The sequence below is a fragment of the Burkholderia sp. AU45388 genome, from assembly GCF_030481585.1.
Classification (GTDB): domain Bacteria; phylum Pseudomonadota; class Gammaproteobacteria; order Burkholderiales; family Burkholderiaceae; genus Burkholderia; species Burkholderia sola.
Genome location: NZ_JAUJPV010000015.1, coordinates 138,200 through 162,765 on the forward strand (window position 1 = coordinate 138,200; position 24,566 = coordinate 162,765).

The 24,566-nt window shown below is 64.2% G+C and carries 20 protein-coding genes and 3 pseudogenes; 16 read left to right on the forward strand and 7 right to left on the reverse strand.

Going from position 1 to position 24,566, the window contains the following annotated elements:
- Positions 1-10 precede the first annotated feature (10 nt).
- Positions 11-1,354: a DUF1173 domain-containing protein gene (locus tag QZM72_RS22975; protein ID WP_301739313.1), complete on the forward strand. Its 1,344-nt coding sequence runs from the start codon at positions 11-13 to the stop codon at positions 1,352-1,354.
- Between the two features lie 409 nt (positions 1,355-1,763).
- A complete protein-coding gene (locus QZM72_RS22980) occupies positions 1,764-2,657 on the forward strand; it encodes a Crp/Fnr family transcriptional regulator (RefSeq protein ID WP_301739314.1) in 894 nt (297 codons plus the stop codon).
- A gap of 658 nt (positions 2,658-3,315) precedes the next feature.
- Here the strand turns inward: QZM72_RS22980 and QZM72_RS22985 are convergent.
- The 4 genes and pseudogenes from QZM72_RS22985 to QZM72_RS23000 all read right to left on the reverse strand — a co-directional run.
- Positions 3,316-3,476: pseudogene (locus QZM72_RS22985) on the reverse strand (IS6 family transposase); the annotation flags it as partial.
- 616 nt (positions 3,477-4,092) lie between these two features.
- The gene (locus QZM72_RS22990) at positions 4,093-5,124 is read right to left on the reverse strand and encodes a replication protein RepA (RefSeq protein WP_301739315.1); all 1,032 of its coding nucleotides are present in this window, start codon (positions 5,122-5,124) and stop codon (positions 4,093-4,095) included.
- Between the two features lie 1,123 nt (positions 5,125-6,247).
- Complete coding sequence (locus tag QZM72_RS22995; RefSeq protein WP_186135060.1) at positions 6,248-7,270, reverse strand: ParB/RepB/Spo0J family partition protein; 1,023 nt, start codon at positions 7,268-7,270, stop codon at positions 6,248-6,250.
- A gap of 2 nt (positions 7,271-7,272) precedes the next feature.
- Positions 7,273-7,926: an AAA family ATPase gene (locus QZM72_RS23000; protein WP_036032694.1), complete on the reverse strand. Its 654-nt coding sequence runs from the start codon at positions 7,924-7,926 to the stop codon at positions 7,273-7,275.
- 791 nt (positions 7,927-8,717) lie between these two features.
- On the opposite strand from QZM72_RS23000, the gene QZM72_RS23005 reads away from it, so the two are divergent.
- From QZM72_RS23005 to QZM72_RS23070, 14 genes are all read left to right on the forward strand, one after another.
- Entirely contained in the window at positions 8,718-8,960 is a 243-nt protein-coding gene (locus QZM72_RS23005; RefSeq protein ID WP_013699970.1) for an antitoxin, read from the forward strand.
- On the forward strand, positions 8,957-9,367 hold the full coding sequence (locus tag QZM72_RS23010; protein WP_124076896.1) for a type II toxin-antitoxin system VapC family toxin: 411 nt from the start codon (positions 8,957-8,959) through the stop codon (positions 9,365-9,367). The genes QZM72_RS23005 and QZM72_RS23010 overlap by 4 nt, the downstream gene beginning before the upstream one ends.
- A 430-nt stretch (positions 9,368-9,797) precedes the next feature.
- Complete coding sequence (locus QZM72_RS23015; protein ID WP_186135059.1) at positions 9,798-9,983, forward strand: hypothetical protein; 186 nt, start codon at positions 9,798-9,800, stop codon at positions 9,981-9,983.
- Between the two features lie 140 nt (positions 9,984-10,123).
- On the forward strand, positions 10,124-10,369 hold the full coding sequence (locus QZM72_RS23020; protein ID WP_036030950.1) for a type II toxin-antitoxin system ParD family antitoxin: 246 nt from the start codon (positions 10,124-10,126) through the stop codon (positions 10,367-10,369).
- Positions 10,359-10,658 (forward strand): type II toxin-antitoxin system RelE/ParE family toxin, encoded by a 300-nt coding sequence (locus QZM72_RS23025; protein ID WP_186135058.1) that lies wholly within the window; start codon positions 10,359-10,361, stop codon positions 10,656-10,658. Before QZM72_RS23020 ends, QZM72_RS23025 begins: the two co-directional genes overlap by 11 nt.
- A gap of 19 nt (positions 10,659-10,677) precedes the next feature.
- Positions 10,678-10,929: a hypothetical protein gene (locus QZM72_RS23030; RefSeq protein WP_186135057.1), complete on the forward strand. Its 252-nt coding sequence runs from the start codon at positions 10,678-10,680 to the stop codon at positions 10,927-10,929.
- A gap of 1,413 nt (positions 10,930-12,342) precedes the next feature.
- The gene (locus QZM72_RS23035) at positions 12,343-12,768 is read left to right on the forward strand and encodes a DUF2384 domain-containing protein (protein WP_105829743.1); all 426 of its coding nucleotides are present in this window, start codon (positions 12,343-12,345) and stop codon (positions 12,766-12,768) included.
- Positions 12,765-13,298 (forward strand): RES family NAD+ phosphorylase, encoded by a 534-nt coding sequence (locus QZM72_RS23040; protein ID WP_301739316.1) that lies wholly within the window; start codon positions 12,765-12,767, stop codon positions 13,296-13,298. The genes QZM72_RS23035 and QZM72_RS23040 overlap by 4 nt, the downstream gene beginning before the upstream one ends.
- A gap of 647 nt (positions 13,299-13,945) precedes the next feature.
- Positions 13,946-14,167, forward strand: coding sequence for a hypothetical protein (locus tag QZM72_RS23045; RefSeq protein WP_186098605.1), 222 nt, complete (start codon positions 13,946-13,948; stop codon positions 14,165-14,167).
- Between the two features lie 75 nt (positions 14,168-14,242).
- On the forward strand, positions 14,243-14,524 hold the full coding sequence (locus QZM72_RS23050) for a hypothetical protein (protein WP_301739317.1): 282 nt from the start codon (positions 14,243-14,245) through the stop codon (positions 14,522-14,524).
- A gap of 16 nt (positions 14,525-14,540) precedes the next feature.
- Positions 14,541-14,783, forward strand: a complete 243-nt coding sequence (locus QZM72_RS23055; RefSeq protein ID WP_301739318.1) for a hypothetical protein — start codon at positions 14,541-14,543, stop codon at positions 14,781-14,783.
- The gene (locus tag QZM72_RS23060; RefSeq protein ID WP_301739319.1) at positions 14,780-15,232 is read left to right on the forward strand and encodes a hypothetical protein; all 453 of its coding nucleotides are present in this window, start codon (positions 14,780-14,782) and stop codon (positions 15,230-15,232) included. Before QZM72_RS23055 ends, QZM72_RS23060 begins: the two co-directional genes overlap by 4 nt.
- Before the next feature lie 363 nt (positions 15,233-15,595).
- A complete protein-coding gene (locus tag QZM72_RS23065) occupies positions 15,596-17,431 on the forward strand; it encodes a site-specific integrase (protein WP_301739320.1) in 1,836 nt (611 codons plus the stop codon).
- A gap of 312 nt (positions 17,432-17,743) precedes the next feature.
- On the forward strand, positions 17,744-18,187 hold the full coding sequence (locus tag QZM72_RS23070; protein ID WP_301739321.1) for a MarR family transcriptional regulator: 444 nt from the start codon (positions 17,744-17,746) through the stop codon (positions 18,185-18,187).
- 367 nt (positions 18,188-18,554) lie between these two features.
- On the opposite strand, the pseudogene QZM72_RS23075 reads toward QZM72_RS23070, so the two are convergent.
- The 3 genes and pseudogenes from QZM72_RS23075 to QZM72_RS23085 form a co-directional block, all read right to left on the reverse strand.
- Positions 18,555-19,529 (reverse strand): annotated as a pseudogene (locus QZM72_RS23075) (IS481 family transposase).
- Positions 19,530-19,824: 295 nt separating this feature from the next.
- Positions 19,825-23,063: pseudogene (locus QZM72_RS23080) on the reverse strand (efflux RND transporter permease subunit).
- A gap of 40 nt (positions 23,064-23,103) precedes the next feature.
- Positions 23,104-24,564 carry an efflux RND transporter periplasmic adaptor subunit gene (locus tag QZM72_RS23085; protein WP_301739323.1) on the reverse strand — a complete coding sequence of 487 codons (1,461 nt, stop codon included), beginning with the start codon at positions 24,562-24,564 and terminating at the stop codon, positions 23,104-23,106.
- Between the last annotated feature and the right edge of the window lie 2 nt (positions 24,565-24,566).

Below are 24,566 nucleotides of genomic sequence, written 5' to 3' on the forward strand. Positions count from 1 at the left end.
GGGCGCCACCATGCAACGCTTTGAATTGAACGGACAAGAGTACGACGGCGACAGCAATAGCTTCCTCGCCAAGCTGCCGGCCGCGCACGAGGCAAAGATGCGCCCGCTTTGCCTGTGCTCGATCCCACCTATTCCGATGTATATCGCGCGGTTCGAGGGTCGCTACCAGGTCAAGCGCATGCCGGGCACCGGCACCCAGCACAAGATGGGCTGTGACTCGTTCGAGACGCCGCCAGGCCTCAGCGGCTTCGGTGACGTCGACGGCTCGGCGATCGTGGAGGATCCGGAGTCGGGCCAGGTCACGCTCAAATTTGGTTTCGCGCTGGCCAAGGGCCCGGCCCGCGAGATGCCGGAGCCTTCGGGTAATGAACCCGACAGCATCAAGGCCGACGGCAAGAAGCTGACCCTGCGCGGGCTGCTGCACTACCTCTGGGAGCAGGCACAGCTGAATCGCTGGTCACCCAACATGGCGGGCAGGCGGAACTGGTCCGTGGTGCGCAAGTATCTGCTGCTGGCCGCCGCCGGCAAGAACGCGAAGAAGATGAACCTCGAGGATCTGCTGTACATCCCCGAGATGTTCGTGGGCGATCAGAAGGACCTGATCGCCCAGCGCCGCACCGAGCGCCTCGCGCGGATCTCCGTCTCCGATTCCGGCAAGCCGCACTTCGTGCTGGTGATCGGGGAACTGAAGGAGATCGCTACCGCGCGTTTCGGCTTCAAGCTGGTCATGAAGCACCTGCCCGACTTCGGCCTGATGATCGACGAGAAGACCAAGAAACGTATCGAGAAGGTCTTCGCAGCCGAGCTGGAAATCTGGGCGGCGACGGAAGGCATCCACCTCATGGTGATCGCCACCGCGAGCGTGTCGGCCACCGGCATCGCAACCGTGCAGGAAGTCTCGATGATGCTGGTGACCGACTCGTGGATCCCGTTCGAGACGCTCTCCGATCACGCGCTGCTCAAGACGCTCGCCAAGCGCCGGTACCAGAAATGCCTGCGCTACAACCAGACGGCGATACACCCCATCGCCACCGCGCTGCTGACCGACGCGGAGCGCGGCACCGCGCTCTATGTCGTGCCGCCGGAGGCCTCCTCGAGCTACCAGGCTGAGCTGGACCTCCTTATCTCCGAATCGGCGCTCGACGCGTGGACCTGGCGACCCGGATCCGAAACCATGCCCGCCCTTCCCTTGACGGCCTATGAGGCAGCCCGCCAGGGAGGCGTTCGTGCGCGGCCGGCCGCCGCGCCGGCGATGCCGCAGATGCCCGAAGAACCCCCTCTCGAGGACGAGCCGCCGCCTTCTGCCGACATGCCGGCCGACAGCGAGAACAGCTGGCCAACCACATGGTTGTGAGCGCATCGAGTGCGCCGACGCCGAGCGGGCAGGTGCGATTTGTCAGCTGGACTGCGGGCAGGACTTCCGCGATGTTGTGTCAGACGAAAGAAGGGAAATTTGAAAGGAAAACTAAAAAAAACACCCCGAGTTGAAGTCGGGGCGTAAGTGATGTTAGCGACGGTGTAAGGGGGTGCCGCCACATCAGACCAAGGGCGATTCTAGCCCGGACGTCGGTGCTGTCAAGCGACATCCATGTGACAACGAAACGAAGAACGACACGCCAAGTGAAAACAGAAAATCAGATGGGCCAAACCGCGAACGAGAGCGTGAACGAGGCAGCAGCCGGGATGCGAAGCCGTGTCCTATCCAAGGCTACCAATCGAGCAACCTGGACACGGAGCACGTCGGCGACGAACTGAGCTAGCCGATGACGCAACCGGTTCCCGGTCCGCTGCCGCTAACGGCCGCTGCACCGTTGAATCCGCATCAACCCGCTGCCGGTGCTCGTTGCCTGGCGGCGGACGCGCGCGCGCCGATTTCGCGCGTGCCGCTTCCCGACCGCGTCTGGCCGGCCGATATCCCCTGCCCGGCGCCCGCCAACAGCCCGCGTCTTCTGCGCGAGCTGAAACAGCGCCTCGGCCGTTATCTCGACACGCCGCAGGCCTGGCTCCCGTCGCTGAACGCCGCCAACGGTAGCCGGCGGCAGCAACGCAGCGAGCGCCGCGTCGCCTGCGTGCAGCTGGTGCGCGCGCTGATCAAGTTCTGCGACGTCTCCACGCTGCGTATCGCCGTGCCGGCGCAGGGCGGCTGGGTGGATTTCACGTTGCCCTACCTGGCCGAACAGGCGGGCCTCTCGGTACGGCGCGCGGAACGGGCGCTGCGAGACCTAGTCACGGCCCGGCTCGTGAAGAGCCGCCCGCAATGCGAGCTGCAGGTTGGTGAGGATGGACCGCGATATCGCGGCCTGGCCGCCATTCGGTATGTGACACCCGCGCTGTTCGAGCAATTCGGCCTCGGGAAGTGGCTGCGCCACGAGCGCACGCGTGCTCACCTGCGTGCGCAACGCAGGCTAGACGCCGAACGAAAGCGCGAGCGCAAGGTCGGCGCCGGCGCTGGCCAGCTGCTCACCCAGCTGACCGACAAACTGGCGGCCGCGCAGGCGAAAGCCGCGGCGCGTCGCCGGTTGTCCGAAATCGATCGTCGGGCCGAACTCGAGCGCGCGGTGATGATCCGTGCCGGCGAGCTCAAGGCCGCACATCCCGATTGGGACCGCGACCGGTGCTTCCGGATCGCACGAAACCAACTCGCCCCACCCGCCTAACCTCGCAGCGTCCCCTGTTGCCCTTCCCATCGCGCCAGCGAGGACTGCGTTCGCGTTGACCTGGCCAGGCCGACGCCTGGGCCCGAATCTTCCCTCCGTTTTCCACACGTCGCGTCGCACTCGCCAGCGCGCGGCGAGGCTTCGGCCGTCAGCGCATGTGGATAAGTGCATTTAACTGTCGGTACGGGTGGCGGTTAGCTGTCGGGACTTAATCAGAACCTATCTCTATCTACCCCATATCGAGCTGAGGCTCCGCCTCAGAGGGGCGGGCTTGCCCGCCTATGTGCACACCATCGAGGCGCACGCGTTCCCCTGCGGCAGGCACTAAGCGCCACGGCGGGCTATGCCCGCCGCACCGCTAAGTGCGCGTAAATCATCCGATGCCGGATACTCCGGCATCGGCCTCAACGCGCGCGTGTGCGCGCCCTTTGCCCGAACACGACTCTCGACGTCAGCGCAGTCAAGTTCTGCAGAAAGGGGGTACGCAACTAACGGTCAAGGCGACTATTCACTTTCTCACGCCCCACTGGTCCCGTCATGCTCCGAAGCTCCCAAGAAAAGGTCCGTACCCAATCCAGCGGACCTGCCGCAAAGGCCCAGTCGTCGTTGTCACGTTAGCGCAGTCCACCAGTTGCGAGCGCGATCTACATGTTTCATGCGGACTCTGGGTGACCTCGGTCAATTCAAACAAAGTCGAGAAGCGCACGGCGAGGTGTTTCAATCCAGCGAAGCACGCAGCAGATGTCGCTTCAGGGCGACGTGCTGGCGGACCGACCCGAAGCTCGCAAGGAACGCCTGAGTGCGCTCCGGGTCGCGATAATCTCCGCATGCGCCGCGTGACAACGCCATCGGGACGCACGCGTTCTCCTCTTCCAGGCACTAAGCGCTACATCGGGATACGTCCACGGCGTCGCCAGGTGAGCGACAAAAGATTTGATGCCACGGCTTCGCCGTGCCACCGAGCCTGCACGCCTGCGTGTGCGTCTTACGCATGCTATGGATTCTAATCATTGATGGCCATAAGGTTTGCAGGGAGAGGGACCAGCCATTGAACGCAACTAACGGTCAAGCTCCGCCGAACTCACCTCAAACGACATCGCCCTACTCAACCGCAGAGCTAACAAGAAGCCAACAGACACACTGCATGCGGACGCCACCCGCAACATAAGGCATCCGAAAAATATATCGTGAGAAGCTGACCCGCTAAGTAGTCAGTACGAAGCCCACATGCAGAACACAACTTCGGCGAGCGATCGCCGACGCAACTCATCCGGCGCGGCCGCACTACGCGTGCCGACGCCAAACCTTTGCAGCGGGCAGCGGAAATTTGACATTGGTGAGCGGGTGCAGGACGCGCCGCTCAAAGGAACCGGTTCCGGGGTGGACAAAGCATAGGTTGATACCCGGGAAGTGATTGACCTCAGCCAGCGGTCGATTATGCGGCCTTGATCAACCTAGGGACACTAGTCTTCGACGGAACCAAGTGCAGGCCGGCCTTGGTCGGATCAACATTCGCAGCAGGGTAAACCTCGAGCACTTGGAGAAGCGCTCGCCGAACGGTTTCCCGGAATTTCTTGTCCTCGGACGCGCCGGAGCCAAATTGGAGCTTCAACGCTTCCCACGGAACTGTCGTCGGGGCCCGCAGCGAGAAGTAACGATAGGTGAGCCAGCAATACAGATCGATCGCCATTGGCGACTGACGTAGCGCCTTCAGCGCACGCAAGTCGATCGGGACAGGCGACTCAAGGATTTCTTTGAAGAACTTTTCCGACAACGTCACTGTTGACTGCCACAGGCCTGCCTGATCCGGCGCCTGAGGATCCCACCACAGCGCGGTCTCGTCCGCAATGCTGAACTTGCGCGTCGCGAAATCAGCGCCCGGAGCGGAGCCCCCACCTTGCACAATCGCCATATCGGAAGCGAACAGTCGTTTCATCATCTCACGCACACGCGTGATCGAACCATTCTTGCCGCCCGTATGCGACGAGATACCCAATGCATCCATGAACGCAGAAAGCGATTTTCCGAGAACGAGCTGCCGCTCCTTCGTTCGAACCGCTTCGGTCCCAAGCCATGCGAGAAGCAGCCGCGGAATCGTCCCGTAGGGATATCCCATGCTCTCGAGCTGATTGGTTTTCTGCTCGTGATAGTAGCCAGGCTTGATGATCAAACTCATGTCACCGGATGCCCGCCCCCACACGGGCAGATTTCGATCGGGCTCGCGATATGGCAGAGTTGCTTGAACCAGCGCGCGCCCCATGAAGCCGGCCATTCCTGCTTTGAACGCGTCCTCGCGCTCTATCGCTAGTGATTCTTCGAAGAGTCGGTTTGCGACGCTCGGTCGAATCGCCGTCGATTTCGGCTCCGACAGCTTCCGGGGCTGGGTCTTCGGTTTCGCGCTTTCGGGCATGGTGGTGCTCGCTGAGTTTGGCGGATTAAAACATAGCCCCTGCACCTCGTCACGCATATGTTGGGGCGATCCACAAGCTTGTGGATAAACCCTGTGGATAAGGGAAGTTATCCACGCATATTTCGGGGCCGGTTTTCGCATAAGTCGGGGCCGCAACTGCGCATAAATTGGGGCCGATTCCGCATATCTCGGGGCGGCCGTCGCATATCTCGGGGCAGGAACACGCAAAAGGCATTGATTTGATTAAAAAAAATGGCACGTATAGCTTTGCTTTTAAAGGTTGTTTACTTGTAATTCGCTTGTAGAGGAGCTCGCTTCAGTGGACAACCTTCGGTTGCCCACGTTCCGCGACCTCTCGACCACGACGAAGAGACAGAAAACCTTACCCCGCCGCAAATCTTGACACGCAGGAGCGTCCGAACCCGTCTGCAAGCAGACACACGTAGGGATCTCGAAGTACTGCGTCGTTGATTTCGGGCCAACGCCATTGCGTTGCCTGGCTTTCGCCCCGTCTTATGCGTAGCCAGACAGGCACCAGCTGCGTTTGGCCGGAGCCCTACCTTTCCCGCCCCAACTTATGCGTATATCAGCTCCCCGTAGGCAGATCCATGGCAACACTACTTGCCCCAAGATATGCGAAGAATATCGTCAGTGTGCGCCCCGATTTATGCGCCAGCTTCCGCCCCAAGATATGCGTCGCTAACCGCTTACCCAGTAAGCGCTCACTTTCGTGAAAACGTTGTGGCTAGTCAGTACGTGGAAACCGAAGGCCGAATTTGCCCCACCTTATGCGTAGCTCGGGTATGAGCACTGACGTGGGCCGAGGCGTCTAGCGTTCGGAAAGCGCCCCAAGATATGCGCCCGGAGGGAAGCCTTGCTTCCCTGTTCGTGGCCATGCGGTAGTCCACCGCCCCAGGATATGCGTCCCCTGCTAGGAGGTAACCGCCCCGAAATATGCGTAGACCTCGGGCGCCCCAAGATATGCGTAGGATCACAGCCGTTCTCGCCCCAAGATATGCGTGAGCTTATGCAGATTCGCCCCGACATATGCGTCAGGTCCGCCTCCCCTCCCCTCCCCTTCCAGCCTCCAACGCAATGTTGTGCTAGGGCCACATTCAGAGTGTCTGCCGGAGTCCCATTTTCATGCACCGGCAAACCTTATCCGCAGCCCCGTCACGCATTAATCAGCTTTGGCGCCATCCGCGGCCAACATGTTCTGCAGCGCTTCCCGGAAACGTTCGACCTGGTCTCCTAGGTTCAAATCGATCTGGATTCGGCCGTCGTCCCATTCCTTAATTGTTCCTATCGAAGTGCCGTCAGGCCGCGTGTACTTAAACTGCCGTGCCGTAGGGTTGCGCTGTCGGGGACCCTTCTGTAGTGCCTTCCGAATGGCTTCTACTTTTCGAAATGACAATTGCTCGGTGATGACTCGATTTATCAGCTGGAGGGTGCGATCATCGTTTTGCACCGCTTTTCGGTAAAGAGTTATCTCATACGCCATATTGATACCGAATAATTCTGGATGGTCTGCTATGAGGTCCAATGCGGGCTCAGGGAGATCCAGCAGTGCAAGGTGTTTATTGACTGCGCCTTTCGACTCCCCTACCAGCGCGGCCAGGCGTTCCTGGTCGGGCGCAAGTCCTTCATCGAGCAACGCTTTGTAAGCGTACGCGGCGTCAAGAGCGGACTCCTGTTCGCGTTCAGAATTTGCAGTCCGGGCGAGCCGCCAAAAATCGATCTGCTCGAGGCCGTCCAGTATCTTGACGTCGAGTTCAGAATGTTTGAGGAAAATCCGCGCACGTTTGCGATATTGGCCGTCGATCAGAATGAGTTTTTTAGGGTCACTCGGGTGACGCGCTGCCAGCGCGGGCAACATTTGGCCGTCTTTCGCAATCGAATTTGCGCGAGCTCTGACCTTCGCATCGTCGTAGATTCTCCGACTATTCAGCGGATTATCATCGATCATATCGATCGGCCACGTCGTCGTGATCGCCTTAACCTTTCCCGCCCGCTCCAAGGTTTCTACGTAGAAATCTGGACCACCGTGTTTGGCATCGGCGCTCGCTGGTTGCTCTGAAAGTAGGCTCTCACGTCCCTCCAGCGCAGTATTCGCTCTAGCGAATCGGTCGCTAACCTTCTCTGCCCGCATCGCGTCGTCACGCTGCTGCCCCTTACGCAACTGGTCGCCAAAATTCTTCGCCATATTTAGTTCTCCAGAATTTCGAGGATCTCTTTCTTTAAAGCCTTGATTTCGCGGTGCGCTTCTTTCGCGCCCTTTATTTGGAGCACACTTTTACCGAGCAACTCTGCTTCCTTATATGCCGTGCGCAGGCCAATTCGGGTTTTCAAAGCGGGTACTTCTGAATCGTTGTCCAGCTCGGAAAACACATGTTGAACAACAGCAGTGTTTTGATTCATATTGGCCAAAGTTCGCAATTGCAAATCGTCGTTTAGCTCTTGAGCTCTTTGGCCAAGCTTCTTCGCCTCCCCGATAGCCCAGACATTTCCCCCCGAGGCGCCGACTGGTATCAGACCAAGATCCGCAATGAGCAGCGCCCTTGACGGCGCTGCCGAGGCGATGGCAGGAGGACAGTCGATGATGATGAATTCATAATCATCAACATACTTCCGGATTTCTTGATCTGGTTTAGCAAGCATCGCCAGATTGGCGCATGCTGCCGGGAATGGTTGATCCTCTGGCGCGTTCCCGATAACAATCGAAGCCGTCCCTTGCGGATCCAGGTCGATAACCATCGTCTTTCGCGAGTCGAGACCTAGCGCCCCCGCGAGGTTGGTGCTGATCGTTGACTTCCCCGAGCCGCCTTTCTGATTAAAAACCGCAATGATCTTCGCTGCCATATACCTCCCATAGCGTTGGTTTCTACGTAGAAACTCAGCTCGCCCATACTCCGTTGAGAGACGAGACCTCGTCTGGTTTCTATGTAGAAATCGATTTGGTGATGGCTCCGATTCTAAAAATATTTTTTTGTAATTTCAAGGAATTTTTGACCATTTCAAGAGCGATGCGGTTTCTACGTAGAAACTGCATCGCATCGGACAAGTATTCACCGTCCCAACCGCCCTGGACGAGGCGGGCGCGCTAAGTCCTCGTCGTATGTGTCGGTTACCGGTGATGTGCTTGAGGCGTTCGATGTCGGGCGCGACGTCGAGCGTTACGGACGCTAGGTAACGGGAGCGCTATCGAGTAGAGTGATCAGTGAGGTGGCAAAGGCGGGGAGGGCTGTGGTGTCGGTCCGAGCGTTAGTGCGCCGGCCGTGCGCGGCGAGATGCCGGCGCAACTCGGCAATCGATAAGGCGCACCCGCCCCATCGTGCTACGGCCTCGTGCGATCCGGTAGCGACGGCACTCGACAACCGGCTTTGTGGCCGCCTATGTACTGCGGATCGCACATCGCCACTGGGTTGACGCCTTGCCACCTGAAGGCTTGCAGTTGGCAGGGGAAGGGGCGAAAAATGGCACCCACGATAACCGAGGTTGCCGGTGTTGTATGACGGCATTTGCGGTCCAGGCTTTAACGGCGCCGTTGAGCCGGCTCCATAGGGATCTGTCGGATACAGCATTAGTTGCGAATCGGTTTCAGCTTGTATATGCTTTGGCATATGTCATTTTGTTCGACTAGGAGTTGCCTCATGCCCACTCACGACACTCGCCATGCCCGGTTGTTTCGTAACGGGCGCAGCCAGGCCGTGCGGATTCCGCGCGAGTTCGAACTCGCTGTCTCCGAGGTCACCATCTACCGGGAAGGCCAGCGCCTGATCATCGAGCCCGTCCCGGCCGCGCCCTTGCGTGAGCTGTTTGCCCAATGGACCCCCCTGGATGAAACGTTTCCCGACATCGAGAACCTGTCGGCCGAACCGGTCGACATCGAATGACGCTGTATCTGCTGGACACCAACATCTTGTCCAATGTGATGCGAGACCCGCGCGGCGCCTGCGCCACCCGAATCGGACTGACACCTCCTGAGCACCTTTGCACCTCGATCGTCGTGGCGGCAGAGCTGCGCTTTGGCGTCTTAAAACGCGGTTCGTCGACGCTCGCGCAGCGCGTCGAGCAACTTCTCGCGAGCTTGCCCGTGCTGCCGTTGCAGGCCGACGCCGACCGGTGCTACGGCCGATTGCGGGCCGAGCTCGAGAAGCAAGGCCAGTTGATCGGCGCCAACGACATGCTGATCGCCGCGCACGCGCTGTCAATCGAGGCCGTTCTGGTGACGGACAACACGGCCGAATTTGCCCGAGTTGCTGGGCTGCGGGTCGAAAACTGGTTGCGGCCGACGACGTAACGCCCGTAGCTCGGGCTGGAGAAGGCCGTCGGCATCGTCATCGCGGCCATTCTGAGATCTCAATCTTCGGGCCAGCCTGCCGCCATCGGCGATCGCCAGCCTCCAGTCTCAAGTGGCTCCGACTCAGCGGAGCGTCGATCGGCACGCCGGATCCGGCCGGCGATATCGGCTGAGGTCTGCATGAAGACCGGCCAGGCCGCGTCGATATAGGCGCCGAGCATTGGCTGCCCACTGCAGCGTCTTCCGCTGGGGCGCGAACCAGGCGGCCATTGCCGCCGCGTCGGGCCGGGCGGCCGCGCGCCGGCCGGGCGTTAGAGCGTCGGCCCCACCAGGAGCAGCCACTGCCGCGAAGAACCCGCAGGAGGACTCGTGGCGCGGGCGCCCGAACAATGGCCCCATTGCCGGCCTTCGGCGCTCTGTCCTGACCACCATGCTCACGAGTCTTCGTCGTCTGCTCACCGCCGTCCGTCGCCTGATCGTGACGGCCGATCGCCACCGGGCCGGCGCGCGGTGCGTGTTGCGGCTGGCCGGGCTCGGCTGCTGCGGCGTCGGCCTGGCCGTGCTGTACGCCGCGCTCGAGCTGGTGCGGATGGCCCTCGCACTGGCGGGCGGGTAGGCGGGCAGGGAAGGGGCGCGGCGGCTGTGGGGGCTGAAATCGCACAGGTGATAACTATGCTTCTCACGCGCGGCATGGCTCGACACAAATAATACCAATTGTTGGTATAAAATCTAACCTAACTGGATAGGAGCCGCATGATGCCGCGCAATACGTCGATCTCGTTGGGAGACCATTTGACTCAGTTCGTGGACAGTCAGGTGGCATCTGGCCGCTACGGCTCGGTCAGTGACGTGGTGCGGGCCGGATTGCGCCTGCTCGAGACCCAAGAAACGGAATTGCGGGCGCTGCAGGAAGCACTCCGCGCCGGGGAGGATTCCGGGGCGCCGACGGCGTTCGATGGTCAGGCCTTCCTCGCCCGCCTGCGCGCCAAGCATGGGAGTTAGGGCCCGGGTGGTGCGGCTCACGCCCCTGGCCGAGGCTGACCTAGAGAATATCTGGGTCCACGCGCTCGAGTCCGGGGCACGAGCGCACTGCGAACGCGACGTGAGCGAGCTTGTGACGGCGCTTGAGCAGTTGGCGCGCGGTGCCTCGCCCGGACGACCAGGCGACGCACGTGATGCGGTTTGCCGTCATCGGGTGGGCTGGCACGAGGTCTTTTACCGCGAATCCGCAACCACGCTGGATGTGATTCGCGTCTTGAACCACGGAATGGATGTTGACCCGCCCCTGTAGTTGCCTAAGGAGTTTTGCCATGAACGACACCCACCGTATCTCTCAGCCGACGGAGGGCCATCCGTCGGCCCTCGTTGATGCCGCCGCCGTGGCGAGGTTCGCTGCCGAGTATCTGTCCGAAGCTGGCGTGCCCGAGCGACACCAGCGTGCCGCGCTCGAGCACGCGACGGCGTGGTTCCAGTTGAAGATGGCGGGCGGTGAGGCGCCCACGGTAGTGGCCCTGCAAAGCAGCTTGGCGCGGGTGTTTGGTGGATACGGCGCGCGCCACTAGCCCATCGGAGACTGATACCGGGCGCCCGCGTGCGGGTTCAGGCGACGTCGCGCGAGGGACGGTTTTAGTGGGGCGTGCTGCCGTTATTCCGACTGACGGTAGCACCTTAGCGGGTCCACTTGTGGTGGCCCGCTTTTTTCTTGTCGCGCGGGCCGTCGGGCCCCGGTTGCGCGCGCAGGGCAGAGCAGTACGCGGCGCAGTTATCCATCTTTGACAATGCCTCGTAGGATTTGGAGAGGCGGCTATGTACACCCGACTCGGGTCTCCACGCGCCACCTCTCTCGTCGCGTGAAGTTCAATCCCGGTACCCGTCCGGGATTTTTTTGTCCGCGATAGAGACTGTCGCCGGTCGATCACTTTGCAATTGTTGACATCGCGGAGCGGGGGCCGGGTCTACACTGGAAGCTGCCTCTCTCTGACGGACAGGCAGGCAAGCTGAGATGTTGTTGGGCCACTTCGGTGGCCCATTTTTTTGCAGTCTCGTGAATGACAGACTGCCGCTGGGAAAGGGCGGTGTGCGTCGCATTTTGGGCGGTCAGATTGGCCTGGCGGACGACGACACCACGGTCCATGATCGGCGGAAGACGGCGCCCGACGTGCGGCCGAATCGACTGCCCCAAGATGACGTCGCCAGCGCGTATCGGCGTGGCAGGGAGACGGCGTAGGTAGACGACGAGGGGACGGGCTGACCCTATCCAGCGGTATTTGTCCCGTGCTGACCGTGTCAGGCGATTCTCTTTATCCTGCGGGGGCGGATCGCCCTCATGGCGGGCGATCGCATGTTGAGACGATGCTTCGGTGGGCCACCTTGCGTGGCCCTTTTTTGGGGCCGGCGAGGAAGGCGGGCTCGCCGCGCGGTCCCTTCCGGACGTCGGTGGCAGGCGTCGTCGCGCGGTCATGCCGTCCAACAGGGAACACGACGTCCGGCCTTGGCCGGGTTTTTTCTTCGTCGGCGTGGTCGGTCGGCAGCGGAGATGGGGTGCCGCAGCGCTCGCTCGAGCACCGCCACGAAGAACCCGCAGGAGGATTCCCGGCGCTCGCCGGAGAACACTATGCCTGTTGCCGCCCAGTCGGCGCCATAGACAGGGCCCCATGCACGACCTCCTGCTCGTGATCCACGCGCTGGACCACCTCATCCTAACCGCCGGACCCATCCCGCCGGCGCGCTGCTGGCGATCGTCCTGGTTGCCTCGAGCGGCGGCCTGTTTGTGGCGTTCGCGGCGGTGCAGCTGGCGGGCCGATCTCTTGGCCGGGCCGGCGGGGCAGGGACGACCAGGCGGCGTCGGCGGCGAAGGGGGCGGGGCAGGGAGACGAAATCGCACAGGTGAAAACTATCCTTACCAGGTGTGGTACGTTGGGGCGTTTTCTGTGCTATAAATGTTCGTGATTTGTGCATAAAAGGAGCGCGACATCATGAGCACCCTCGCAGCCACCCGAGCACCCGCCGCGCCAGCCGACGGCCCGGCCCCGGCAAGCTTTGATGCATTCCTGAGTGCGTTGCGCGAGCCGGACATGGCTGCGCCAGTGCTGTCGGCCCGTCGCTACGTGGCGGCCCTCAACATCGACCTGCAGACGCTCGCCGACCAGGCTCACGTCCACCGCAACACCGTCGCCCGCGCGCCGCAGTCGGCCAGCGTCCAGCAGTTCCTGCGCGAGGCGATCCGCGTGATCCGCGCCGCGACGGATCTGTCGGGCGACGTCCAGCGCGCGCTGTTCTGGTATCGCAACGAGCCGCTGGCCGTGTTTGACTACCAGACGGCCGAAACCCTGGTCTCGGCCGGCCGCGCCGATGACGTGGTGCGCTATGTGGCGTCGCTCGAGGCGGGCGCCGCCGGATGATCCTCACGCCGCTGCAGGACATCACCGCCTATCGCATGCACGTGCCCAAGTGGGCCGTGGCGCCCACCAGTGGCGCGGGTGCCGCCCGGGCCGGCGGCCGGGCGAACCGGATCGGCACATCAGCGCTGTATCTGGCGCTCGAGGTGGCCACCGCGGTGGCCGAGTACCAGCAGCTGTCGCCCTTGCTGCCGCCTGGCACGCTGGTCAGCTATCGGGTCACCGCAACGCCCGTGGTCGATTTCACCAGCGGCTTTCGCGCGGATCTCTGGCCGCCTTTGTGGGAATCCTTCTTCTGCGACTGGCGCCGCGACTGGTTCAACGCGCGGATCGAGCCGCCCAGCTGGGTGCTGGGCGACGAGGCGATCGCCGCTGGCGCCAAGGGCATCCTGTTTCGCCCGACGCAGGCTGCGGGCGGCACGAACCTGGTGCTGTTCGTGGACCAGTTGGGGGAGGGCGATCGCCTGGACGTGAACGACCCGGCCGGTGCCCTGCCACGCAACCAAGCCTCCTGGGGCGAGCCGACCGCCTGACGGCGGTGGCGACCGGCGATCTACCCATTCAAGGGAAACGCTATGTCATACGATGCCGCGATGGAATTCGCGCGGGTCCGGGCCGAGGTAGCGGCCCTAGAGGCCGCCCAGCCGGAGCTCGCCGTACAGGTTCGTCTCACGCCACGGAGGGATCCGCAGGGCTTGAGCGAAGCGGCGATCTTATTTCGGGCTGTCCTCCGGCCAGGTCCACAAGGGATGGAGCTGTGGGTGGTGCTAGCGGACGCCCGCGTGGGGATCGCGTTTGAACGGCGGTGGAATCCCGCCGACATGGCGTTGGCGGCAGCTGGCGCGCCGCGAGCGGGGCAGTGGCCGCCCGTGGAGTTTGTCGATCCGCGGTGAGCCTGCCGCTTGATCGCCTAGCCAGCCCGGCCTTGGCCGGGTTTTTCTGGCGCGTCATCAAGTCCGCTAAGCACCATTAGCGGACTTGCGTTTAATAGTCTAGAATGGCCCAGGATCGAATTACACCTCACTGAATATAGGGTTAACCCTCACTTTGGACGGAGCTGGGCCGGCCGGCGCCCACGGCGCCCAGCAGCCAGCAAGGCGATGGAGCAGGGCGGCCTGGCCGCCCACGTCGCGCGTCGACCCCGACCCACCAACGCCCCACGAGGGCAGCGAGGACCACCATGTACACCGGCATCCAACTGCGCGCGGCCGACACCCTGCGCGCCCCCTTCGACCAGGCCGTGATCGTGTTCGCGCGGCTCGCCCGCGCGCCGCACGTCCTGCACGCCGCGCTCGACGCCGGCCAGCTGAGTCGCTTGGAGCTCGCCCTGGCCAACGTGCCGCACAAACGCGACCCGGGCTGTCGCGGCGAGTGGACCGCCTTCCATGGGGCGGACTGGTAGGGCGGCGCCACCCGACCGAATTTGGGCCATCTGCCCGTGTCGTACCTGATGTGTTGTCTTGACAGGAGCGTTGTGATGCCGCACCGCCAGATGATGACGGCGCGCCACCTGACGGATCGCACCGAGTCGTGCATCCGCGAATATCTGGCCAACGCCGAACGCAGTTCGAATCCCCGTCGCAGGCAGATGTACTTAGACTTGGCCAACGGCGCCTTCGTGCTTTGGAATCGCCTCATGCAGGATCTGACCGATCCGGCCGACCCGTTGTCCACGGCCGAGTTCGAAGCCGACCAGGCCCGGCTCGACGCGCGCTTTGGCGACACGTCCAGCCCGCCTGAGCGCACGCCGTCATCGTAGTAAACGAGGAACCTTCGTGCCCATCAGCCTCAGCTATGCCCAGATCACCACGCACGTCCTCAATGAAGTGTGCCGGCAGCTCGACGCGGCCGCCCACCTCGACGCCGACGAGGCCGAACTGGCCTGGGCGCGTGCGTGCGGTGCGTTCGATCTCTGGCGCCGACTCGTTGACGCGCTGCTTGCCGAGCACGACCCCGCGGCCTTGTCGTATCAGTACGACGAAGCCCGGTTGTGCGCCATGCTGGGGGTGCCGCGATGAGCGCCGCGCCGCTCGGCGAGCGTCGGAACCGCACACGCTCCGTCGGACTGCGTGCCGTCGCGGCGATCCTGTGTCGGTTCAAGCGGCACCTCCTGGTGGCGCTCTTGCTGCTGATCAGCGGGTGCGCAACGTGGTCGCGGCCAGCCCCTTCCGCGGATCTCCCCCCTGAATGCGTGGCGCGCTACGCGGCGTTGTTGGATCTGGCGCAGCTCGCCCATCGTGATGGGCCCGACGCCGCCACGTTCGTCAACGCGATCCGCGAGCTTGCGCGGTCGCTCGACGACGGCCTGTCCGAGGTACGCCCGGCGTCGCCGGCGTCGGTGCTGCCCGCCACGCGGCCGCGCGACAAGCTCGAGCCGCGCGATGACCGCGCCGGCCAGGGCAACCGGACAGTGAAGACGGCCTGGGCCAGTACAACGCGAGGAGAGGGGGACATCCCCATCATATGAACACCGATCCCTTAACGCCCCCCAGCATGCCCACTCATGCGGCGGTGCTGGCCGCGCTTCGCCACATTGGCCGGCGCCAGGTGGTGCGCCACCGGCATGACGCGAGAGTCGATACCCTGGTGCGATGGGGCTTCGTCGCCTGGGTGCGCCAACCTGTTCGGCTGTCCCAGCAACCGGTGTCCGCGCGTTCCCCCCACTGTCCGGTCCCGGAGGCGCTCGCCACCTTGACCGACGACGGCAGAGCGTGTCTCGACTGGCTCACCGCCCTCGAGTCCACGCCCTGGTGGGACACCCTCCGCGCTCACCCCTATTCAATGCCGAGCGGTGCTCGGTCCGATTCGTCCACCGCTGGCACCGATACCCATGGCCAACCGCCCGCAGCAACTTGAACTGCCGCCGCCCCGAACCTATTCCCGCACCGAATTCACGGCGCTGCGCGCGCGCGTGAAAGGGCTGCCCGTCGCGACCATCGCGCGGCTCTACTTCGACCCGGAGGAGCACGAGGTGCTGGACGTCGAGCGCCTGTTGCGCACCATGCGCGACGACCTGGTGTCGATCGCGCTGCGCGAGGGGTCGTCCGTCCTGGTCGAGCACCTGCAGGCCTCGATCCGCAAGTACGGCGAGCCGCGGTTGACCCCCGTGTCGCTGCAGATGATCGAGCTGGCCGCCGGCAACTGGGCCAAGGCCGCGCCGGCGGCGGCCCACGCCGTCGCACGCTGGTTCCGGCCCTTGATCGCGCAGCGGCTGGCCGAGGTGGAGGTGCGCACGGTGGGCGAACTCGTCGCGTACTGCAACCGCCGCGGCGGCGCCTGGTGGCGCTCGGTGCCGCGCATCGGCGTCGGTCGGGCTCGGACGGTGGTGGCCTGGCTGCGCCGGCACGCCGAGACGATCGGCCAGACGGTGGACGCCGACGTCGACGGCGTCGATCCGCTGTTGGCCGCGCCCGAAACCCGCGTCGCGCTGCGCCGGGATCAGCTGGTGCCGATCCACCGCTTGGTGGTGCCGCACGAGCTGGCCGGCGCCCGGGGCGTGAATCGCGCGCCGGCGTTTCCCTACATCTCGGCCGCGCACGACCTGGACGCCGTGTTCGCCTACCTGCACCGTTACGACGGGCAGGCGGCCACCCAGCGCGCGTACTGGCGCGAGCTCGAGCGCTTCGTGCTGTGGTGCGTGCTGGAGCGCGGCCGGCCGATGTCTTCGATCCTGGTCGACGATTGCGAGGCCTACAAGGCGTTCCTGACCAGTCCGTCGGAGGCGTTCCGCGGGCCGCCGGCCTCGCGCGCCTCGGGCCGCTGGCGCCCGTTCGCGCTGACGCCGCTGTCGCTCGACAGCCAGCGCTACGCGGTGCGGACCCTGCGGGCGGCGTTCGACTGGCTCGTGAAGGTGCGCTACCTGGCCGGCAACCCGTGGGTGGCCGTGACCGACCCGAAGCCGGTCAAGCGCGCGACCAAGCTGCAGGTGCAGCGCGCGCTGCCGATCGACGTGTGGAGCCGGGTGCGCGCGGAGCTCGCCGACCGCGCCGAAGGGTTCGGTCCGCAAGGGCCGGACTGGCGCGTGGCCCGGGCCCTGGTGCTGCTGATGGGCGACGCGGGCTTGCGCATCGAGGAGGCCGTGACGGCGGAGCGGGGCGGGCTGCAGTGGTGGCCGGCCGAGGACGAGATTCCCGCGACGTGGATGCTGCGCCTGGTCGGCAAGGGCAACAAGGAGCGCGTCGTGCCGCTGACCGAGGACACAGTGGAAGCGCTACGTGAGCACTGGCGGGACCGCGGCTTGGATCTCGACGCCCCCGGTGCCACTGCCGACGGCGTGCCGCTGGTGGCGCCGACCGTGGTGCCGCCCACGCCGGCGGGCCGGGAGAAGTTCGGGGTGACCGACACGGGCCAGGTGACGCGGGTGGCGGGCTACACGCCGCGCGCGGCACGTCGGGTGGTGGCGCGTGCCCTCGGGCGCCTGCTCGAGCAGCTGCCGGATCTCGAGGAGTCGGCTCGCCGGCAGTTGGCGGCCACCTCACCGCATGCGTTTCGGCACACGTTCGGGACGCAGTCGGCCGCGGCCGGCATGGCGATCGAGGTCCTGCAGCAGGTGCTGGGGCATGGCTCGCTGCAGACCACCACGATCTATGTGAACGCCGAGCAGCAGCGCATGCGCCAGGAGAGCGCGAAGTATCACGCGCGCCTCAGCGCGCGAAACTTGAAATAGTCGAGCGGTGTCTGATTGAGTTGAAACTGGAAATAATCTAAGGTCGACGCGACAGATTGGCGAAGAGAGGCGCCGTTGGATCAGACAGTCAGGAAAGCAAAGGATGGCGACTCTACGACCTGAAGGCGGAAGCCCTGGCGCTCGCCAGACAGGCTGAAGCGACCGATCTGCGTCCCTGGCGCGCGTCGCGCTCATGGGTGCAGGTGTGAGACTGGGGTGCGGCAGTCGTTATAGAACAGCCACTGCCGATGTTGACGAGATCGTCGAGCTGGTCGCTTGACGGAGAAGACCAAGCGATGGAACATTGGCCGCATGAACGATATTCACGCCTTGATCATTCGTCTCCAAGAAATGCGTGAGGTACTGCTTGCCCCCATCCGACCCATCCTCAATGAGTACTCGCTCACCGAACAGCAGTGGCGCATTCTTTGGTTGCTTGAGAGCACGGCGGGGCAGGGGCTCGAGGCGGTGAAAATCGCGAAGCTATGCTGTATTTTGCAGCCCAGCCTGACGCGCATACTCGAACGGCTTGAACGTGATGGCTTGATCACGCGAAAGCGGTTGGATTCGGGTGTGCGAGGCGCAAAAATTCAGCTGACAGCGCGTAGTCAAAGCTTGATAGCCAGAGTACAACCTCGTATCGAGTGTCAGTATCAGGCAATCGAGCGCCAAATCGGACTTGAAAAATTAAGGGATCTTTGCGCGGCGCTTCGCGATATGCAGAAAGTCGCTCGTGATAGACCCGATCTATCTTAAAAGTTGTTGCGAGGCTCGCCGAAGCCACGACCATCTATGTCGACTGCCCAGCAGTCCCAGAGGGCGGCCACGGTTGCGCTGGTGATGGCAGTCTTGATATGCATGTCAGTTGGTCGTGATCGAGAGGGCGCGCGCTCAGGCGTTCGGTGTACGATATGTTTGCTTTGTTGCGAGTGTTTCGGCCTGCTTCGTGAAACCGGCCAGCAGTTCGATCATGGCGGACTTGACGTTTTCGGGTGCGGTATTCATTGAGCCGGCGTCGAACGGCGGCTGCGGATCGTATTCGCTGACGAGCTGAGTACATTCGGCATAGATGTAGAAGTCGCGCCCCGATCTGACAGTTTCCCGTTCCGACGGTGCGTGACTGTCAGATCAGATTCAGGTGGCTCACTTTCTCCTTCCACACCTCCTCGCCCGCGATGAGCGTCTGCAGAGGCGTGCGACCGCAGCACATCTTACCCTGATGGGTTCGCTCGCCGTTGTAATACGCCAGCCAAGTGTCGAGATCGGCCTGTAGTTCCTCCAGCGACAGATACAGTTTGCGGCGGAACGCGACCTGATAAAACTCCTGCAGAATGGTTTTGTGGAACCGCATCGCAGATGCCGTTCGTCTGCGGATGTCGCGCCTTGGTTTTGGTGTGCTCGATGTCGTTCAGCGCCAGGTACAGTTGATAATCGTGCGATTCCGGTTTGCCGCAATATTCCGTACCTCGATCGGTCAGCATGCGGACCACACCCATGCCGTGCTCCTCGAAGAACGGCAGCACCCGGTCATTGAGCAGATCATCCGCCGTGATCGGCGTCTTGGTGGTGTACAGCTTGGCCATGGCCACTTTGCTGTAGGTGTCGACAGAGGTCTGCTGGTAAATCCGGCCTACGCCCTTGATCGTGCCCACGTAGAACGTGTCCTGCGAGCCCAGATAGCCGGGATGAGCCGTTTCGATTTCGCCATGGGCTAGATCGTCGTCCTGCTTTCTTTCCAGCGCGGCCACCTGATCGTCGCTCAGCACGATGCCTTTTTCAGCGACCTGCTTCTCCAGCGCCACGAGCCTCAGCTTGAAGGACGACAACTCGTGACGTAGCCAGATCGAGCGAACGCCGGATGGAGATACGAAAATACCGCGCCGGCGTAATTCGTTGCTGACCCGAACCTGTCCGTGGGCCGGCTGCTCGACGGCATAGGCCAGAACGGCGATTTCCGTTGACTCTTCGACGCGATTCTTGGGATTCGGTTTGCGCCGATTGCTGTCAAACATGGCATCGACGCCGCCCTCGGTCACGGCATTCTGATAGCGGTAGAACGTATCGCGCGACAGCCCATCACCCTGCAGGCTTTCGACATGTTGCCGAGCTCGGTAGCCAGATTCAGCAGACCGATCTTGTGGCGGATGACGTTTTGGTTGAGACTACTCACGGGGTTACTCCTTGGCGCTTGCGCGCTGTTTTGATGAAGATTCGCACCTCTATCAAAACGGGTAACCCCACCTCTTGGCAAGGCCTTGCTGTCAGATCAAGTCTGAACTTCTACAAATGAGGCGCTTTCCGGGGGCAAACTTCTCCGAATTCGCTGCGCTTCACTTCGGCATCCGGAATTTGCGCGTCAGCATCGCCGACAAGCTCGCGCGTTGGCCTATTAATCAGCGTTTCCCTAAAAGTGCTTATACTCTTCAGAGCATAAGCACTTACCTTGTTTGCCCCCGCTATAGACGAGCCGGTACAGCACCGGCAGCACCAGCAGGGTCAGCATCGTCGAGGACAGGATGCCGCCGATCACTACGGTCGCCAGCGGGCGCTGGACCTCCGCGCCGGTGCCGGTGGCGATCGCCATCGGCACGAAGCCGAGCGAGGCGACCAGCGCCGTCATCAGCACCGGGCGCAGCCGGGTCAGCGCGCCCTCGCGCACCGCCTCGGCCAGCGGGCTACCGGCCTCGCGCAGGTTGCGGATGAAGGAGATCATCACCAGCCCGTTGAGCACCGCCACGCCGGACAGCGCGATGAAGCCCACCGCCGCCGAGATCGACAGTGGAATGCCGCGCAGCCACAGGAACAGGATGCCGCCCGACAGCGCGAACGGGATGCCGGTGAACACCATCAGGCCGTCCCTGGCATTGTTGAACATCATGAACAGCAGCACGAACACCAGCAGCAGCGCCAGCGGCACGACCAGCTTCAGGCGTGCCGTCGCGCTCCGCAACTGCTCGAACTGGCCGCCCCAGGTGAGCCAGTAGCCGGGCGGGATGGCGACCTCGGCCTGCAGTTTCGCCTGCGCATCGGCGACGAAGGAACCGACGTCGCGCCCGCGCACGTTCGCGCTGACCACGATGCGGCGCTTGCCGTCCTCGCGGCTGATCTGGTTGGGTCCCGGCGCCAGCTCGATGTTCGCCAGCTCGGAAAGTGGCACGAAGGCGGCGCCCGCCGGGCTCGCGCCGCTGGCAACCGGCGAAGGCGTTGCCGCGGCAGCGGGGGCGAGGGCGCCTGGAGCCGCCGTGACGGGCAGCGCGATCGGCAGGCGCCGGATCGCGTCGATGTCCGAGCGCAGCGTCTCGGGCAGGCGCACCACGATATCGAAGCGGCGATCGCCCTGGAACAGCGTGCTGGCGGTCTTCCCGCCGAGCGCCGCGGCCACCGGGGCCTGCACGTCGGCGATATTGATGCCGTAGCGGGCCAGCTTCTCGCGGTCGGGGTCGATGCTCAGCACGGGCAGGCCGGCGGTCTGCTCGACCTTGACCTCGATCGCGCCCGGCACCTGCTGCAACGCCTCGGCGATCCGCCTGGCCGTGCCTTCGAGCGTGCCCATGTCGTCGCCGAACAGCTTGACCGCCACGTCGCTGCGCACGCCGGAGATCAGTTCGTTGAAGCGCAACTGGATCGGCTGCGAGAACTCGTAGACGCTGCCCGGTATCGCGGCGAGCACCGCCTCGATCTCGTCGCGCAACTGCTCGCGCGGCTTGGCCGGCTCGGGCCAGTCCCTGGCTGGCCTCAGCATGATATACGCATCGGACTGGTTCGGCGGCATCAGGTCGGTGGCCACCTCGGCCGTGCCGGTGCGCGCGAACACGCGCTCGATCTCGGGGACGCGCGCCTTGAGCGTGGCCTCGATCTGCCGTTGCATCTCGAGCGACTGCGTGAGGCTGGTGCCTGGGATACGCAGCGCGGAGATCGAGAAATCGCCCTCGTCGAGGCTGGGGATGAATTCGCTGCCGAGCCGGGTGGCGATCAGCAGGGTGGCCGCCACCGCCAGCGTGGCGCCAGCCAGCACGGGGCCGGGGCGGCGCAGGCAGCGGTCGAGCAGCACCGCGTAGAGCGAGCGTGCCCACGACATCAGGCGGTTCTCCTTCTCCTCGACCTTCTTGCCGATGAACAGCGCCACCGCGGCGGGGATGAAGGTGACGGTGAGGACCATCGCCGCGGCGAGCGCGAGCACCACCGTGATCGCCATCGGATGGAACATCTTGCCCTCCACGCCCGAGAGCGCCAGGATCGGCAAATACACCACCATGATGATCACCTGCCCGAAGATCAGCGCGCGCCGCGCTTCCTGGGACGCCTGGTAGACCTCGGCATGGCGCTCCTCGCGCGTGAGCGGGCGGCCCGCCGCCGCCTGCGCATGCGCCAGGCGCCGCACGCAGTTCTCGACGATCACCACCGCGCCGTCGATGATGATGCCGAAATCGAGCGCGCCCAGGCTCATCAGGTTGGCGCTGACCTTCAGGTTCACCATGCCGGTGAAGGTCATCAGCATCGCCAGCGGGATCACCAGCGCGGTGATCAGGGCCGCGCGCAGGTTGCCGAGGAACAGGAACAGGATCGCGATGACGAACAGCGCGCCTTCCAGCAGGTTCTTCTTGACCGTCGCGATGGCCTTCTCGACCAGCACCGTTCGATCGTAGACCGGCACCGCGCGCACGCCCGGCGGCAGCGAGCGGTTGACGTCCTTCATCCTCGCGGCCACCGCCTCGGCCACCGTGCGGCTGTTCTCGCCGATCAGCATGAAGACGGTGCCCAGCACCACCTCGCGGCCGTTCTCGGTGGCCGCGCCGGTGCGCAGCTCGCGGCCGATCTGCACCTGGCCGATGTCCTGCATGCGCACCGGTACGCCGCCCGCGTTGGCGAGCACGATGTTGGCCAGGTCGTCGAGCGAGCGCGCCTGTCCCGGCACGCGCACCAGGTACTGCTCGCCGCGCTTCTCGATGTAGCCCGCGCCGACGTTGTCGTTGTTCGACTGCACCGCGCGCACCACGTCCGCCAGCGACAGCCCGTAGGACATCAGCTTGGCCGGATCGGGCGCGATCTGATACTCCTTCACGTAGCCGCCGATCGAGTTCACCTCGGTCACGCCCGGCACGTTGCGCAATTGCGTGCGGATCACCCAGTCCTGCAGCTCGCGCAGGTCGGTCGGCGTGTAGGCGCCGCCGTCGGGCTTGCGCGCGCCGGCATCGGCCTCGACCGTCCACATGTAGATCTCGCCAAGCCCGGTCGAGGTCGGCCCCATGATCGGCGCCACGCCTTCGGGCAGCCGATCCCTGGCTTGCTGCAGGCGCTCGTTGACGAGCTGGCGCGCGAAGTAGATGTCGGTGCCGTCCTTGAAGATCACCGTGATCTGCGAGATGCCGTAGCGCGAGGTCGAGCGCGTCTGCTCCAGGTTCGGCAGGCCCGCCATCGCGGTCTCCAGCGGATAGGTGACGCGCTGCTCGACCTCGAGCGGCGAGTAGCCCGGCGCGGGCGTGTTGATCTGCACCTGCACGTTGGTGATGTCGGGCACGGCATCGATCGGCAGCCGCTGGTAGCTGTAGATGCCGAGCGCGGCCAGCGCGAGGATCGCGAGCAGGACGAGCCAGCGATGGGCAATGGAGGAGCGGATCAGGCGATCGAACATGGAGGCGTCCAGATTGAGCGGCGAGCGGGCACGGGTGGGATCAATCGCTGTCGGCCGCGCTGTTTTCCAGCTGCGACTTCAGCACGAAGCTGTTGCTCGCCGCGTATCGCTGGCCGGGCTTCAGTCCGTCCAGCACCTCGGTGAACCGGGCATCGCGAATGCCGGTCTTGAGGGGTTGCGCGACGAACCCCCATTTCGATGCCACGAACACCGCCGGCGCGCCGTCGACGGTCTGCAGCGCGTCGGTCCTGACCGCGAGCGGCACGGTGTGCGCGCTGGTATCGACCGTGACGTTGACGAACATGCCCGGCCGCCAGGTGCCGCCCGGATTGGGCAGCACGATGCGCGCGGGTGCCGTGCGGGTCTGCGCGCCGAGCAGGGCGCCGACATAGGCGACCTGTCCGCGCGCCTGCGAGTCGAATGCCGTCGCGGAGACGCTGGCCTGCTTGCCGACATACACCTCCTTGAGGCGCTGGGCGGGCACGGCCATTTCGGCCCACACGCTCGACAGGTCGGACAGCACGAAGATGCTCGTGTCGGCCGCCACGGCCTCGCCCGGCGTGACGCGCTTCTCGACGATCGAGCCGTCGAACGGCGCGCGCAGTTCGTAGCGATTGAGCGTGCCGCCGGCGGACGCGTCGATGGCGGACAGCTTCTGCCGCGCGTTCTGCACGGCGATTTCCGCCTCGCGCAGTTGCACCTGGGCGGCCTGGTAATCCTGTTCCGCGGAGATGCGCTCCTGCCACAGCCTGCGCTCGCGCTCGTACACCTGGCGCGCGCCGAACAGCCTGCGCTGCGCGGTCAGCAGCTCGCTGCGCCGGTCGGACAGCTCCGGACTGGCCAGCACGGCGAGCAGCTCGCCGCGTTTCACCTGCTGGCCGAGCGACACGGCCACCTTCTCCACCACGCCGGCCACGCGCGGCACGATCTGCGCGGTGTGATCGGCGTTGAAGCGGATCTCGCCGGGAAGCTGGAACGAATCAGCGATCGCCGCCGGCCCGGCCGGATCGAAGCCGATCCTCGCCTCGGCCAGCTGCTGGTCGTCCAGGGGCACGGCGTGCTGGCTCTGGCGATAGTCGAAGGTCCGCGTCGCGCCTTCGGCCTGCCAGTCGAGCTTCACCTCGAAGACATGCGGTTTCGGGATCGCGGCGGCGCTGCGGTAGCCGTCCGCGCCGGGCAGCAGGGCCAGCGGGCCGCGCGTGCCGTCGTAGCGCTCGATGGTGGCCGTGAGCGTGTTGCCGGCGGGCTTGACCGGCTTGCCTCGCAGCGAGGGATAGAAGGCCAGCGTGGCCTGGCCGTCGCGCTCGCCCTGTACGATTTCCAGCGCGTAGGCGCCGTCGGTCAGCACGGTGCCGCCGCGTACCGCGGCGGGCGCCGACGTGGCGGCATCGGCTGGCGTGCTCGCGGTGGTGCGCAGCGCGGCGAAGGCAAGCGCTGCGGCGACGGCAAGCCCGCAGGCCAGCGCGATCGCCAGGGCGACGCGCTTCGGTTGGCTCGGCATAA